This window comes from Roseobacter weihaiensis (assembly GCF_020622345.1).
Classification (GTDB): Bacteria; Pseudomonadota; Alphaproteobacteria; order Rhodobacterales; family Rhodobacteraceae; genus Roseobacter; species Roseobacter weihaiensis.
This window is the reverse complement of sequence record NZ_JACNMO010000014.1, coordinates 59,719-73,602: the sequence shown is the minus strand read 5'-3', so window position 1 is coordinate 73,602 and position 13,884 is coordinate 59,719. Positions and strand designations below refer to the sequence as shown.

The 13,884-nt window shown below is 59.3% G+C and carries 14 protein-coding genes; 6 read left to right on the top strand and 8 right to left on the bottom strand.

Annotation, left to right across the window (positions count from 1 at the left end; genetic code table 11):
- Window positions 1–336 precede the first annotated feature (336 nt).
- The 3 genes from H7847_RS15710 to H7847_RS27200 all read right to left on the bottom strand — a co-directional run bounded on the left by H7847_RS15710 (window position 337) and on the right by H7847_RS27200 (window position 3,240).
- Window positions 337–2,229 (bottom strand): glycoside hydrolase family 9 protein, encoded by a 1,893-nt coding sequence (locus tag H7847_RS15710; RefSeq protein ID WP_227270430.1) that lies wholly within the window; start codon window positions 2,227–2,229, stop codon window positions 337–339.
- Window positions 2,230–2,531: 302 nt separating this feature from the next.
- Window positions 2,532–2,789 carry a hypothetical protein gene (locus H7847_RS15705; protein ID WP_227270429.1) on the bottom strand — a complete coding sequence of 86 codons (258 nt, stop codon included), beginning with the start codon at window positions 2,787–2,789 and terminating at the stop codon, window positions 2,532–2,534.
- Window positions 2,790–2,976: 187 nt separating this feature from the next.
- Window positions 2,977–3,240: a nucleic acid/nucleotide deaminase domain-containing protein gene (locus H7847_RS27200; protein WP_406676011.1), complete on the bottom strand. Its 264-nt coding sequence runs from the start codon at window positions 3,238–3,240 to the stop codon at window positions 2,977–2,979.
- A 54-nt stretch (window positions 3,241–3,294) separates the two neighbouring features.
- On the opposite strand from H7847_RS27200, the gene H7847_RS27195 reads away from it, so the two are divergent.
- The gene (locus H7847_RS27195; protein WP_406676010.1) at window positions 3,295–3,456 is read left to right on the top strand and encodes a hypothetical protein; all 162 of its coding nucleotides are present in this window, start codon (window positions 3,295–3,297) and stop codon (window positions 3,454–3,456) included.
- Window positions 3,457–4,019: 563 nt separating this feature from the next.
- Here the strand turns inward: H7847_RS27195 and H7847_RS15695 are convergent.
- Complete coding sequence (locus H7847_RS15695) at window positions 4,020–4,469, bottom strand: MarR family winged helix-turn-helix transcriptional regulator (RefSeq protein WP_227270428.1); 450 nt, start codon at window positions 4,467–4,469, stop codon at window positions 4,020–4,022.
- Window positions 4,470–4,676: 207 nt separating this feature from the next.
- Between H7847_RS15695 and H7847_RS26780 the strand changes: the two genes are divergently transcribed.
- From H7847_RS26780 to H7847_RS15685, 3 genes are read left to right on the top strand one after another with little or no spacing between them, the layout of a single operon-like run.
- Window positions 4,677–4,802: a hypothetical protein gene (locus tag H7847_RS26780; protein ID WP_264479589.1), complete on the top strand. Its 126-nt coding sequence runs from the start codon at window positions 4,677–4,679 to the stop codon at window positions 4,800–4,802.
- Window positions 4,803–4,818: 16 nt separating this feature from the next.
- Window positions 4,819–5,172, top strand: a complete 354-nt coding sequence (locus H7847_RS15690) for a DUF1428 domain-containing protein (RefSeq protein ID WP_227270427.1) — start codon at window positions 4,819–4,821, stop codon at window positions 5,170–5,172.
- Window positions 5,173–5,211: 39 nt separating this feature from the next.
- Entirely contained in the window at window positions 5,212–6,363 is a 1,152-nt protein-coding gene (locus H7847_RS15685) for a WD40/YVTN/BNR-like repeat-containing protein (RefSeq protein WP_227270426.1), read from the top strand.
- A 226-nt stretch (window positions 6,364–6,589) separates the two neighbouring features.
- Here H7847_RS15685 and tcuA read toward each other — a convergent pair whose 3' ends face one another.
- Window positions 6,590–8,056, bottom strand: coding sequence for an FAD-dependent tricarballylate dehydrogenase TcuA (gene tcuA / locus H7847_RS15680; protein WP_227270425.1), 1,467 nt, complete (start codon window positions 8,054–8,056; stop codon window positions 6,590–6,592).
- Window positions 8,057–8,119: 63 nt separating this feature from the next.
- Between tcuA and H7847_RS15675 the strand changes: the two genes are divergently transcribed.
- Both H7847_RS15675 and H7847_RS15670 read left to right on the top strand, forming a co-directional pair.
- Entirely contained in the window at window positions 8,120–8,767 is a 648-nt protein-coding gene (locus tag H7847_RS15675; protein WP_227270424.1) for a GntR family transcriptional regulator, read from the top strand.
- Window positions 8,764–9,792: an AbrB family transcriptional regulator gene (locus tag H7847_RS15670; protein ID WP_227270423.1), complete on the top strand. Its 1,029-nt coding sequence runs from the start codon at window positions 8,764–8,766 to the stop codon at window positions 9,790–9,792. Before H7847_RS15675 ends, H7847_RS15670 begins: the two co-directional genes overlap by 4 nt.
- Here H7847_RS15670 and H7847_RS15665 read toward each other — a convergent pair.
- From H7847_RS15665 to H7847_RS15655, 3 genes are read right to left on the bottom strand one after another with little or no spacing between them, the layout of a single operon-like run.
- Entirely contained in the window at window positions 9,770–10,738 is a 969-nt protein-coding gene (locus tag H7847_RS15665; protein WP_227270422.1) for a D-2-hydroxyacid dehydrogenase family protein, read from the bottom strand. The genes H7847_RS15670 and H7847_RS15665 overlap by 23 nt on opposite strands.
- Complete coding sequence (locus tag H7847_RS15660) at window positions 10,735–11,826, bottom strand: 4-oxalomesaconate tautomerase (RefSeq protein WP_227270421.1); 1,092 nt, start codon at window positions 11,824–11,826, stop codon at window positions 10,735–10,737. The genes H7847_RS15665 and H7847_RS15660 overlap by 4 nt, the downstream gene beginning before the upstream one ends.
- Window positions 11,823–13,850 carry a tripartite tricarboxylate transporter permease gene (locus H7847_RS15655; protein ID WP_227270420.1) on the bottom strand — a complete coding sequence of 676 codons (2,028 nt, stop codon included), beginning with the start codon at window positions 13,848–13,850 and terminating at the stop codon, window positions 11,823–11,825. The genes H7847_RS15660 and H7847_RS15655 overlap by 4 nt, the downstream gene beginning before the upstream one ends.
- Between the last annotated feature and the right edge of the window lie 34 nt (window positions 13,851–13,884).

The window sequence follows — 13,884 nt, the reverse complement described above, 5'->3', positions numbered from 1 at the left end:
CCGACATTCGATGCGCCATCTGCGAAAACTGTCACGCCTCGTATTGCTGTCAGCGGGCCACCGCAAAGGGCGCTTCATGAACGAACCACACCACCCCGACCCAGCGGCAGGATCTTGGGCCTTCTGCCGCTGGATCGGAATAACCGGTGAAAGTGCCGTCGATCTTGAGCTCCTGACACACCCCGCTTTATGCCGGGCAGAGAGGTCGGAGGTTTGCGGGCAGCGCGTTGCGGGCGCAGCCCTTTTTGTCGAAAGCCTCCTGCAGCTGGAGGCCCGAAAACAAATGGGCCTCTACCCACAAGCGCCCTGGCCTGATCGATGTAGCAGAGCCCTCTGCTACATCCAATCGTCGTAGGTCAGGCTTTCATACACCCCTGCCAATGCGCCTGAAAAACCGGCATTGTAATCCGTTGCGACTTCATTTGAGACGTAATCGCTGCGCACATCATTGTAGTCGCCATTCTGGTCGGGGCCGCCGACCAATGCGCCCTGGAGGATATAGGCATTCGGATCGGAATCCCCCACATGGGTCGTTCCTGATGCGCCGCGGTGGTGCGGGTTTCGTGGGAAATCTTCACCGAAGCCCACCACAAAACTCTGCTCCTCCGGGTTATCGCCCATCATGAAGTCCAGCTGATCGGTGGCGAAATCAAGCAGATCGTCTACCCGGTCCGCATTGCCCGAGGCATCCGCCTCCGCCAGGTTCTTGGCATGAACCGTGGCCAGCAGCGATGTGTTGGCCGCATAGCGGTTCGAGCCCCACTCATCGACCCATGCCAGACCGTCATTGGTGTCTGTCCCCGGTGTGGTCGTGATGTCCTCCATCCAGTAATCCAGATGTCGGTCCAGGTCCTCGACGTAGCGCGCCTCACCCGTTTGCTGCGCCAGCAAAAGCGTGGTTCCATTGCTCATGTTGTCCCAGCCGAAAGCAAAAGAGGTATTTGGCTCGACATAGTAGTCGATGGATTTCTGCAGATAGGCATCATCCCCTGTAGCCTGATAAAGCCAGTTTGCAGACCACGACAGCTCGTCCTCATAACCGCTCCAGGAGTTGTAGAACTGTGCGGCATCAGTGACGGTGTCGGTATATTCCCCCTGATAAGTCTCGGAAAACTCAAAGAGCTGCACGGCTTTGTCCAGCAATTCATCTGCGTAGTCGGTGTTGCCTTTCTCGCGGAAGAACATTGATGAGGCCGCCATGGCCGCTGCGGTCTGGGCCGTGACTTCGGTGCCTGGGTTTTCAGCATCGACCGAATAGACGGGACGGTCCATGGTCATGTCCTCGGGCGCGCCCCAAAAGGCGTGATCGGTGTTGCCATCCCCCACTTGCGCATGGAACACGTCGTCAGACAGGTCAGCCGTGCCCTTGTCGTCATAGGCGTTCAGGAAATAGTCGTTCAGCTGGCGCAGATGATCGCTCAGCGCATCGTAGGCGCCGGTGTCCTTGTAGCCGTCCTCAAACGCCAGCCCGCCCCAGGCAAGGGTGGTCGCAGTGCCTGCCATCGGCAGCCCGAACTTCACATGATCGCCTGCATCAAACAGGCCACCGGACAAATCGCGCCCAACCTCCGCACCATCATCCAGCGTCGAGTCCCAACGCCATGAGATCGGATGATCCTCCGGCAGATCGCCTGCATAATTGGCGTAGTAGAACTGCATCGATTTATTCAGCACGGTATCATAGTCGGCCACACCAAATGGCGCGCCGTCCTCGCCGCCAACCGGCAGCGTGCCACCGCCCGTGTCCGACACCGCCGGGGGTTCGTCTGCGGTATCAGAATCGGGATTCTCGTTGTCGGACAGCGTGATCTTGCTGCCATCTTCCATGTTCGCCTCAAACGTGAGGCTGCCCAGTTCCGAGGGCGGTGTACCGGTTGCAGCAAAGCCGAAGGTTGTGGCCTGACCAGACGCGATATCGGTCGTCCAGCCTTTGGCATCAAGGCTGGCCATATTGCCTGCGACGGTCAGATCCCCACCCCAGGCGTCATTGATCGAAAACCCCGTGGTGTCAAAATCCAAAGACCAATCTTCGATTATTTGACCGGTCGCATTCGTGATGGTGATCTCACCAAGAAACCCACCATCCCAGCGCTCGGCAACGTCAAAGCTGATCCGTGGGGTTTCCCCTTCTGTTTCTGTCGCAGCCCCGTCGCGATATTCACGCTCGTCCATGTCTGGCTTGGGGCCGGTCATCGTCGCATCTGTCGTGGATTTATCATACTGTGTCATGCAGATCCCTTTGTTGGGGCTAGCTCACTCCCTACGCGGTTTATGTAGGCATTGTTCGAGCTTAGCGACCGTTAAAGTTGCAATTCAGATCAGTGCGCAAAAAGCTGCTGAGTTGAGCGTGGTTTTTGACCCCGCGCGGCATTTCTTGTCACCGAAGGCAACACCGCGGGACAGATTGAGACCCATCAAGACGGCAGTAATCAAAACTGTGCCAGTCGGTTGCCGCGCATATCACCAAACCGCCATGCGCAGTTCTGCATCCAGTTTGAGCCCTTACGGGACTAAGCGAAGGCCATCGACATTCAAGCGCTTTCATGGATTTGCCTTCGCCGATCCGGAGCCCCCAGACACGCGTTAAATGTGCCCGATTTCATCTGTTCAATGTTCAGACTCCACCAGTTGTGTGGCACACCCATGACTTCGGGGCCAATTGCATTGAATGCAGTCTTCTTTTCCTGCACGAAGCTGTCCGCCTCATCGTCATTCATTTCTCTCACGCGCGCTGCGTAATCAAGGAAAGCCTCCTGTATCTCCACATATCGGTCGAGACTTCTGTTCATAAACACCCCTACATGCGGCTCCTGCTTGCTCTCGGCAAAGACCCGTTCGCTCGATGGATCGACCCCGATCAGTCAGGCGTCATCTTCCGCAAAGGACAGAATGCCGATGGCGTCCCTCACCTCCCGCCTTTTGAGTCCCAAAAGGTCAATATCCAGGAGCCCAGATTGTCGATCATGCATTTTCTCGTCAGTCAAAGAATAGCCCGGCGGCGTCTTGCAAAGCGGCGATTCCACCCGGGCGGCTTGCTCTATCGTTGCCATATTCGAAGCTGTAAGAAACATCGGCATCCGTATAGTTTCTACGGATCATACCCTCGCAATAGCCACCAGGCCGGTTGCAGGGCGCGAGAACGCTGCAAATACTCCCGACGTGATCGGGTGGAACGCCCATCTCATCAAGCTCCCTGGCGATACGGCGTTCCGCTTGCCCCACACCGCGTTCGCTCGCCATCGAGATGGTGCATGTTTGCCCCGCGTCATCTATAATACATTGAAAGACTGCCGCATGGCGCGCACCTCTGATATTGTTGACGCGGTGGCATTCCTGGGCAGCACGGCCAGTGGCGTTGCGCGCGAACTGGCGCCCGAGCGCTTTTCAGACGATCTGAATGCTCTTGCTGTTCATGCCGAGCATGTTCTGGTCGATTTCGAAAGATCATTGGTTTAGGGTCCGGCGAATGCGGGCCACCCCGCCAGCGGCGCCTTGCGCCATGTCGCTGAGGAGCCGGCGCAATGCCGCGCCCATTCACCCGATGACCGTGCAGATACGACGGACAAACGTGGCGATCTCGGCCAGGATATTCGCAGAACGAACAGCCCGCCGAGCGTCCTGGGCTTCCCTCGGCACGATTTTCCGGAATGCCCGCCTGTCGAGAGCGAGCGTCGATACCCGCGAGACGATCCCCTACCGGAGATGCGTATTTCGCGAAACACACTTCCAGTGCGGCATGCTGCGGAATTATACTCGGGGTTCTAACCGGGCTCAGGTGCAACCCGGTATCTATCCAGCCTTGGTTGTCGACATCAAGTTCGTGTCAGGATGGCTCCTTAGAGCTTGACCAAAAGGGAGATATCTCGACCGCGCAAATGTTTCATAGGCCGGACGACTGGATGACTGGCCATGCCGCCAATCTTGCAGCCTCGATACATGGCAGGCCGTCGGAAAGATTCTATTTTGTCAACAAAATGGCTGTTCATCTGGGCGGAGCGCGGAACTGGGTACCTGCCCCCCTAACTGCCGAAAGACAACGCTATCAAATCCGCTTTCAATGGCCCGCTGTCGTCTCGCCCCAACTGCGCATCAATCATGTCATGGGTCTTTCGCCAAATCGGCACAGCCAAAACAAGCAGATCCCGTCCGGCATCGGTCAATGTGATGCGCCTGCTGCGTTTGTCCTCTGGGTCCGAGTGCATCGTCAGCAAGCCGCGCCGTTCGAGGGGCTTGAGGTTTGCCGTCATGGTTGTTCTGTCCATCGCGAGAAATCGGGCCAGCTCCCCAATGCGGGGCGGTTCGGGCCTGTTTAGAGATACAAGTAGCGAATACTGACCATGGCTCAGAGCAACCGGCCGCAAGGCTTCGTCAAAGCGTCTGCCAATAGCCCGTGCCGCGCGCTGAAGGTGTAAACAAAGGCACCGATCACGCACTTCATGCGTTACGTCTAAGGGGAGGTCAGATCTCATAAAGGCTAATTACGTTGACATCAACGTAAATGTCAATATAAACACTACCCTGAGAAGCGATTCCCAAATGGGTAGACTCATGAGCAGCTATACCAATTCACCGGTTCAGGATTTGGCACGCTCCAAGCGGTTCTTTGACGCTCCTGGCTTTGTGTTCGATGACGATACCGCACTCGGCATGATGTTGGGGAGACCACCTCCTTTGCCATGCGGCTCTTGCTCGATATGCAGAGTGCGGAAGACCAGACAGCGGCAGAACGGGTCCGGCAAGCCATGTACAAAATGAAGAAGCTCGACATCGAAGCTCTGGAAACCGCTTTTGCCGCCCCCTAACCGAAAGGAGACTTCAATGACCTATATCACTGTCGCCGTTTACGCCGTGCCTACAGCGAAAAAGGACGCATTCATCGCGCATGCGAAAGAGCTGATCCCGCTCTTCACCAAGAACGGGGCTCTCGCTGCCGTTGATGCTTGGGGGGATGATGTGCCGGAGGGAGAATTGACCTCATTTCCAATGGCCGTGAAATGCGGAGCAGATGAGACGGTCGCCTACTCGCATGTCATTTGGCCGGACAAGCAGACCCATGACGCGAATATGCAGAACGTTATGGAGGAGATGCAGCAGGCCAGTCAGGACAACCCCATGCCGTTTGACGGCAAACGCATGATCTTTGCCAGCTTTCAGACCCTGCTCGAGGCATAAAAGCCGGTGCAACAGGAATGAAATCAGGGAGAAACGCCCATGTCAGACACAGAAGTGACAATCCTCGTCGGCACGACAAAGGGCGCGTTCCTCCTGCGACCTGACAAGACGACCGGGCAGTGGTCAACCAAGGGGCCGTTCTGTGACGGCTGGCCCATCAACCATTTCGCGGGTGATCCGGAAACCGGCACCATCTGGGCCGGTGGAGGTGGTGATTGGAGCGGTGCGGGCGTTTGGTGTTCCAAGGATAGGGGCGAGACGTGGGAGGTAACCCGGCTCACCAAGGGTGAAATGGATACCTGGGCTGCCAATGATCCCGATTTTGCTCAAATGATTGGTTGGACAGCGACTGAGCTGCCTTTCGGTGATGCATTCTCCCAGATCTGGTCACTGCACTATGCCGATGGTCTGCTCTATGCTGGCACCAAGCCGGCAAACCTTCTGGCCAGTACCGATGGCGGAAAAACATGGGAACAGTTGCGCAGCTTGACCGAACACGAGTCTGCAGCAACCTGGAACCCGGGCGCGGCAGGTCTGGTCCTGCATACTATTGTCACAGATCCCGCCAACCCGAAGAAGCTTTGGGTTGGGATATCGGCCGCCGGTGTCTTTGCCACAGAAGACGGTGGCAACTCGTGGGAGCGCAGAAACCGTCTGTCCAATGCGCAGGATTGTGGCCATCACGATCACCCTGCGGCTCCGCACGACGGTGAAACGGGACATTGCGTGCACAATATGATGCGCGCCAGCGGCCCGGAAGATCTGCTCTATCAGCAAAATCACCACGGCGTCTGGAGGTCCTCTGACGGCGGAAGAAGCTGGGACGATATCACCCATGGCTTGCCCTCGACCTTCGGCTTTCCGATCCGCGTTCATCCGCGGGATCCCAACACAATCTGGACGGTGCCCCTGAACGGCGACGCCATCGGGCGCTTCCCACCTGACGCGGCAGCCGCCGTTTGGCGTTCAAGAAACGGGGGACAGAGCTGGGAAGCCCTGCGGGAAGGGCTGCCCCAGGAAGGGTGTTACTTCACCGTATTGCGGCAATGCATGGCGGGCGACACCCACGATCCTGCAGGGATCTATTTCGGCACAAACAGCGGGTCAATTTTTGCAAGCCAAGATGAAGGCGACAGTTGGAGCGAAATCGCAAGACACTTGCCCACCATTCTTGGCGTCGAGGTGTTGTGAGGGTACCGACAGGGCAGTCTGGACTATCGCGATATTGTCAAACGCTGCAGAGCAGCTTCACCAAGTCGGCCCTTTGCCGGCGTTGCGAAAACAGGCGGCGGGCACATTCACACGCTGCGGAAGCACCATTTCCGACAGCTGAATATATACCCGCTGTTGGCGAAGAGACGACTTTCGCAGGGCGGGCAACAGGAATTTGCTGCAACAACATGGCAGGCTTTCGGCCCTATTGCGCGGCATTCCTGCCGGCATTTTGCCCGAAAACCGCTCCGGACGTCAGACCTGAACCACCGGGATAGCCCTCAAAGAACACACCTCCCACCATTTCACCCGCCGCGTAGAGCCCCTTGATCGGCGTATCGTCGTTTCGAAGAACCTCGCCATTCTCGGAGACTTTAAGCCCGCCGTAGGTGAAAGTGATGCCGCCTGTCACCGGGTACGCCTTGAAAGGTGCTGTATCCAGTTTTTGCGCCCAGTTGGATTTTGGCAGGGGAAGATCTGGTGTGTTCTTGCCGTCCAGACTTGTCGGGTCGAAGGGTGTATCATCGTTTACCGCCTTGTTGAAAGCATCCAGTGTCGCGCGCGCGGCATCGGCATCAACGCCTTCAAGCTTTTGGCAAAGCTCCGCTAGCGTGTCAGCCTGAACGAAATGGGCGTCGTGAAAGCTGTATTCAGCGTAAAGAAGATCATCGACCTTTGCGTCAAATATCTGCCATGCAAAGTGACCGGGTTGATCCAGAACCGCCTTGCCGAATTGAGCATAAGTGTAGTTGCGGAAGTTTTCCCCCTCATCCACGAAGCGGTCGCCGTTGGCATTCAGCATCACGCCCAGAAAGTAACAGATCTTGCGATAGTTCTTGCGCTCGGATGCCGGCAGATCAAGTCCGCCGTAGTCCGCCATGTGCAAGTCCATGGGGGTTGCGTGGCAGCCATCCATCAAGCCGTAGCGTTGCGCGCCGATCCCGGACGCCATTGCCAGACCGTCGCCGGTGTTCATCGGCGTGCCGCGCACTTTGGCCTTATCCCAATGGCCACCCATCCACTCCTTCCGCCGCGCTTCGCTGGCTTCGAACCCGCCGCACGCCAATATGACGGCATCGGCGGGGATGTCTTCGTCGCCGGCTTGCACACCAATGACGCGGCCCTCCTGGCTGAGCAGGCCGGTCACCGCGCTGCTATAACGGATAGCACCCCCAAGACGCTCAAAGGCTGCCAGTTCCATCTCGAAAAGGCCGACGCCCTCATTTTCCGCTGCCAGCGTAAGCCCGCCCCAGAAGACGTGTCGCCCGTCTTTTTCGAAACTCTGGCGACTGTAGATTGGTTCAAATTTCACACCGTGACCGCCGAGCCATTGCAGAGCGGGCAATGACCCTGAGATCAGCCGTTCCTGTTCGGGCGACAAGGGTCGTCCGCCGTTAAACCCCAGCAGGTCTTCGGCAAATCTGGTTGTCGTGTAACCGCCGAAGTCTGTGATTTCGAGCCGCGGATCGTCAGGGTCCTTTAGCAGCGGCAGCAAATCATCCGCACCATCATAGGCAAAGCGCATCGCGCCTGCAGTGTATTTTGTGTTGCCGCCCGCAAGTGCTTCATCCGCCTTTTCCAGCATCAGAACCTGCGCGCCCGCCTCGAGGGCCGCAATCCCCGCACAAAGTGCTGCATTGCCTGATCCCACAACGATGACCTGCTTTGACATTTTCGAGTCTCCTCTTTAAAAAAAGTGTATCCAAGAGGATACAATTTGGAAAGAGGCGCTGTGATGACAGCAGATCCATCCGATCTCTCGCAGGGCGGTGTGGCCTTTGCCAAGCTGATGCAGGCGATTGAAACAGGTGTTTATCAACCCGGTGACCGTCTGCGCGAGGTTGAGGTCGCGGAGCGGCTCGCGCTTTCCCGCACGCCGATCCGGGAAGCGTTGCGCCGGCTGGAGGCCGAAAACATCATCGAACATCGCCCCCGTGTCGGAGCGGTCATCCGAAAACTGGGGCAGACCGAAGTGGTTGAGCTTTACGAGATGCGGCTGGTGTTGGAGCGCACAGCGGCTGAAATGGCGGCGAAACATGCCGCCGAGGCAGAAGTGGACGCTCTTGCGGCATTGAATGAAGACCTCGCGCAAACAAGGGACGATGCGCCCCGCGCCGCTGCGGTCAATCAGAAATTCCACCGCGCCATCTATCTGGCGGCACGGAACCGTTTTCTGCTGGATGCAGCGCGCGCGATGAACAATGCACTCCTGCTGCTGGGACCAACGACCTTGGCGGATGTGGACAGGATTGCAACCGTTGTGCATCAGCACAGCCAGATCATGGATGCGATCAGCGCGGGCGACATCGACGGGGCCGGAGCTGCGGCAGAGGCGCATTTGCAGACGTCTTTGCGTTATCGCTTGCAGGTCATGCGCGGATGATTCAGATCACGATCACGCATGGGGTCGCCGGGGTCGGCGTGGTGATCTTTCACGTTCTGGGGCTGCCACTGCCATGGTTGCTTGGTCCGATCGCAGCCTGCCTCGTGGCCGCACTTATGGGCGTGCCCCTGAAAAGCCTGTCCTTCCTGGATAACGCCATGCGGACAATCCTGGGAGTTGCCGTCGGAGCGACATTCACAACGGCGCTGGTGGCCAGCATGGCCGGCATGTGGACGACGCTGGTTTTGGTGCCGGTCATGGTGTTTCTCATCGGGCTGGTCGGCGTCCCCTATTTCCAGCGGCTTTGGGGGTTCGACTTCGCCACGAGCTACTATTCTGCAATGCCCGGCGGTTTGCAGGACATGCTGCTCTTTGGGGAGGAGGCAGGCGGCAACGTCCGCACGCTGTCGCTGATACACGCCACGCGGGTCGTTGTGATCGTCGCGGCCCTGCCGTTCGTCCTGGAGGGCTACTGGGGTGTCGATCTCAGCAACCCGCCGGGGGTGCCAGCCGTCACGTTGCCTCTGCCTCAGCTTGTGTTGATGATCGTGGCGGGGCTGGCAGGATGGCAGATCGCCAAGGCGGTTGGTCTGTTTGGCGCCTCGATCCTGGGGCCGATGATCCTGGCGGGCATCCTGGCGCTGACCGGCGTTTTGCAGCACCGCCCCCCGGTCGAGGCGATCTGGGCGGCGCAGTTTTTTATCGGGATGACCGTTGGATCCAAATACGCGGGGGTCACAGGTGCCGAGGTGCGCCGCGACGTGGCCGCCGCCCTGGGCTTCTGCGTCATCCTGTTGGTTCTGACATCGGTCTTTTTCGAAGTGATCCACCTGTTCGCCTTGGCACCGCCAATGGAGACGCTTTTGGCTTTCGCACCCGGTGGTCAGGCGGAAATGACGGTGCTTGCGCTGATCGCAGGAGCCGACATGGCCTTCGTGATTGCGCACCATGTGCTCAGGATCGTAACGGTGATCCTTGGCGCACCAATCGCGGCACGGCTCTTTAGCCCGAAACCTGTGGATTGATGACGTTGATGGGCGCGCCTGCGGCAAAGGCGTTGATCTGATCAAAGATATCGCTGAATTGCAGGTCGAATTCATCCTCGGTCACGTAGCCGATATGCGGGGTCGGCAGGACGCTGGGGTGGTTCAGCAAAGGGTTCGCCGTGTCGCGCAGGGGTTCGGTGTCAAAGACGTCGAGGGCCGCTCCGATGCGGCGTCTGGCGATCTCGGATTCCAGCACACCCGGCGCGATGAGACCGGCACGTGATGTGTTCACCAGCAGGCTGCGCGGTGTCATCGCGGCGAGGTCGTCTGCCGTGATGATGCCACGCGTTGCGGGCTTGAGCCTTACGTGCAGGCTTACGATGTCGGAGGTCGCAAAGAACGTCGTGCGGTCAGCCGCGACGGTTTGGTTGTCCGCCTGCGCCCGCGCGCGCCCCGCGTCGGACGCCCACCATTGCACGCGCATTCCCATGGCTTTTGCATAAAATGCAACGGCTTGCGCGATACGCCCATAGCCATAAAGCCCCAGCGTCCGCCCGCGCAGCGTGCGGCCCACGCCCATCTGCCAATCGCCGTTGCGGATCGACGCAACCTGTTGTGGGATCTGGCGATAGCTGGCGAGGATCAGGGCCAAGGTCATTTCCGCCGCCGCATAAGAGGGCGTGTCACTGTGCATGTTGGAACAGAGCGTGACACCATTGGACGTGCAGGCCGCTACATCAACGTGCGGGTAGACGCTGCGTTGGCTGATCAGTTTGAGGGTCGGGACGCGGTCCAGCAGATCGGCCCCGATCCTGGTACGCTCCCGGAACAGCACAAGCGCTTCGGCGTCCTGAATGCGAACGGCGAGTTTTGCAGGATCGGGCTCATGGTCCGTCCAGACCGTCACATCGTGGTCGGCGAGCTTTGCGAAACAAGGCAAGCCGCGCAGGGTATCGAACCAATCGTCGAGGATATGGACTTTCATGCGGCGCTCCAGATGTGGTCGGGGATCATGACCTCTCCACGGGCCAAAAGACGCGCTGTGCGCACAAGACCGGCAGACCGCAGGTCGATGCCATCGGCGGTCAGGTCATACTCCACCAGCACATCGATCCGGCCAGAGGCATGTTCCAGGGTGACGGTCGCAGGACGGGCGGTCGATCTCCTGGCCATCCCGTCGGCCACAGTGCCCGGTGTCAGCACGCAGGAGGCAAGACATTGTGCACCGGTGACGGCCATGGCGGGATGGGTTTTCCACGGCATGAAATAGCGTGTTGCAATGGTGCCACCGTCGCGGGCCGGCGCCAGAAGGCCGAATTTCGGCGTGACAGAGGATGCGACGTCTCCCATGCCCATCGCCTTTCCCGCCAGGAGACGAACAGCTTCCATCCTGCCAAAGAATTCCGTGTTCTCGTCAAGTGCCCCGGCGCTCTCATAACCTGTTAGCCCAAATGCGGAGGCCTTGGCGATGACCATGGGCATTGCGACGTCCATGCAGGTGACATCGACCCCGTTAAAAGTGTCGATGAGGTGCCCCGTGGGCAGAAAGGCGCCTGTGGTGCCGCCGATGGTATCCATGAATTGCAAGGCCACGGGTGCCGCCGTGCCCGGCACCCCGTCAATGGCGGCATCTCCCGCGTAGGATACGGCCCCTGCGGGTGTTTGAACCGTCGCCACGACCCGCGCCCCGGTGTTTACCGCGCGGATCTTCACCTTGGTCTCGCGGCCTCCGAGCGCGATCAACCCCATCTCGATGGCTGCCGGTCCAACGCCCGACAGGATGTTGCCGCAGGTCGGTTTGAAATCGACGGCCCGGTCCTCCACGCTCACCTGTGCGAAAAAATAGTCGATGTCTGCCCACGCGTCCTCTGACCGCGACAGCATCGCCACCTTGGTTGTCACCGCATTGCCGCCGCCAATACCGTCTATGTTCAGCGGATGGCCCGCCCCCACCAAGGCGATCAGCACCCGGGCCAATGCCTCGCGGTCTTCGGGCACGTCGGCACGGTTCAGATAGGGCCCCCGCGAGGTCCCACCCCGCATGAACAGGAAAGGAATCGCGGTCTGGGTCATGTGAGCGGCCACGGCAGATCAACGTAAGACTGCAAGAGCCCCGGGGGGAAATCGCGGTTCAGCGTCCAGGCCATGGTGCAGATGAATGCGATGCCGCATGCGGTGTAGATCACCGCATACCCCCATTTCTTGCCGGCCCGGATGCGGATGAAGAGCAGCAGGAACCCGGCTAGCGCGAGGATGAACCCCACAAGCGCAGAGGCAACGAGCAAGCCTGCGAACCATCCCAGCGTCGACCACAGGCTGTGCACGTTGTCTTCGGCGTCTTCGGCCTCGCGATCGGCAAAGATGGGGGCGGTTTCGTCTGACCGCATCATCTGGATCAGCAGCAAGACGCAGCCGATGAGCGCGACAGTTGCGACAAACACCGGGAACACCCGGTCCATGCGGGCAAAATCCGGGATCACCGCAGCATTCCAGTAAGCCAGCGCGATATAGGCTGTGACCGCCAGCAAGAAGAGCACCGGCGCCCTCTTGGTGCCAGAGACCACGGTGCCCTCGGCCTGAATATTTCTGGCCTGGCGCAAACCGATGACCACCGACAGCAGTGTGATGATGATCAGCACGATCACGATGGGGCTGAAGATATAGTCGATCCCTTCTTCAAACCCGCGGCGGAACCGCGACGCGGCAATCTGGTAGGCCTGATTTGTGTAACGTTCGGCAGGCGCGGCCAGCACAAAACCGATCAGGAAAGCAGGCCGCGACCAGTCAAAACGGCGCATCATGATGCCCAGCAGACCGATGCCGAAAAGAGCGACGAGGTCCCAGATCTCCTGCCGCGACTGAAACGCGGCAAAGGCGATGATCATGAACAGGAACGGGGCCAAGAGGGCAAAGCGGATTTCGGTCAGCCTCGCGATGCCGCCCGACGCCGCGATGCAAATGATGGTACCGACCACATTGGCCAGCGCCAACAGCCAGACGATGGCATAGGTGAAATCAAGATTGTTCTTGAGCATCGAGGGCCCGACCTCGATGGAACCGGTGCCAAGCAGTGCAACGGCGGAGATAAAGATCGCCATGGAGCCGGAACCGGGGATGCCGAACAGCAGCGTCGGCACCAGCCCACCACCCTCCTTGGCGTTGTTCGAGCTTTCTGGCCCGATCACCCCCCGCACGTCGCCTGAGCCGAATTCTGACTTGTCCCTGGCGGTCTGCACCGCGTGACCATAGGCAATCCAGTCCACCACCGACCCGCCGAGGCCGGGGATCACGCCCACGACGACGCCGATCAGCGAGCAGCGCACCGAGAGCCATTTATTGCTCCACCAATCCTTGACCCCCTCGAGCCATCCCCCCCCGAGCGGCGCGCGGTCAGAGATGGCCTTGTCACGGCGCAACAGGGCCACGATTTCCGGGATCGCGAAGATGCCCAACCCCACGATCACCAGTTTCAGCCCATCCGCGAGATAGGGCATATCATAGGTCGACATACGCAACGCGCCGGAACTCGCCCCCTCCCCGATGGTGCCCACAAGGATGCCCAGACAGGCCGCGACAAGGCCCTTCAAGGCCACGCGCCCGGCAAGAATGCCGACCATCGACAGGCCGAAAATGGTGATCATCAGCAATTCGGGGGTCTGGAAGAGCAAGACGATGGGGCGCGCGGCCAGAATGAAAACCGTCAGGAAAGCCGCACCCACAAGACCGCCGAAAAGGGAGGCGGCAAAGGCTGCCGACAGCGCCCGCGCCGCGAGGCCCTTTTTGGCCATGGGAAAACCGTCCAGCACCGTCGCCTGACTGGCTGACGATCCGGGTATCCCCATGAGGACCGAGGCGAAGGTGTCGGAGGTCGGCACCACGGCGACCATGCCGATCATCAGGGCAAGGCCCGTGACCGGCTCCATCCCGAACATGAACGGCAGCAGCAGAGACAGGCCCGCGATCCCGCCAAGGCCCGGAAAGACACCGATACACAGCCCCATCACAACACCGAGGACCAGAAAACCCAGCACATGCGGCTGCAGGATCATCGCAAACGCATCGTTGAGCGCAGGCAACGCTGTCGCAAAGACCTCCATGATCGGCCCCCGTTCGGTGAAATTTCAAATGAGA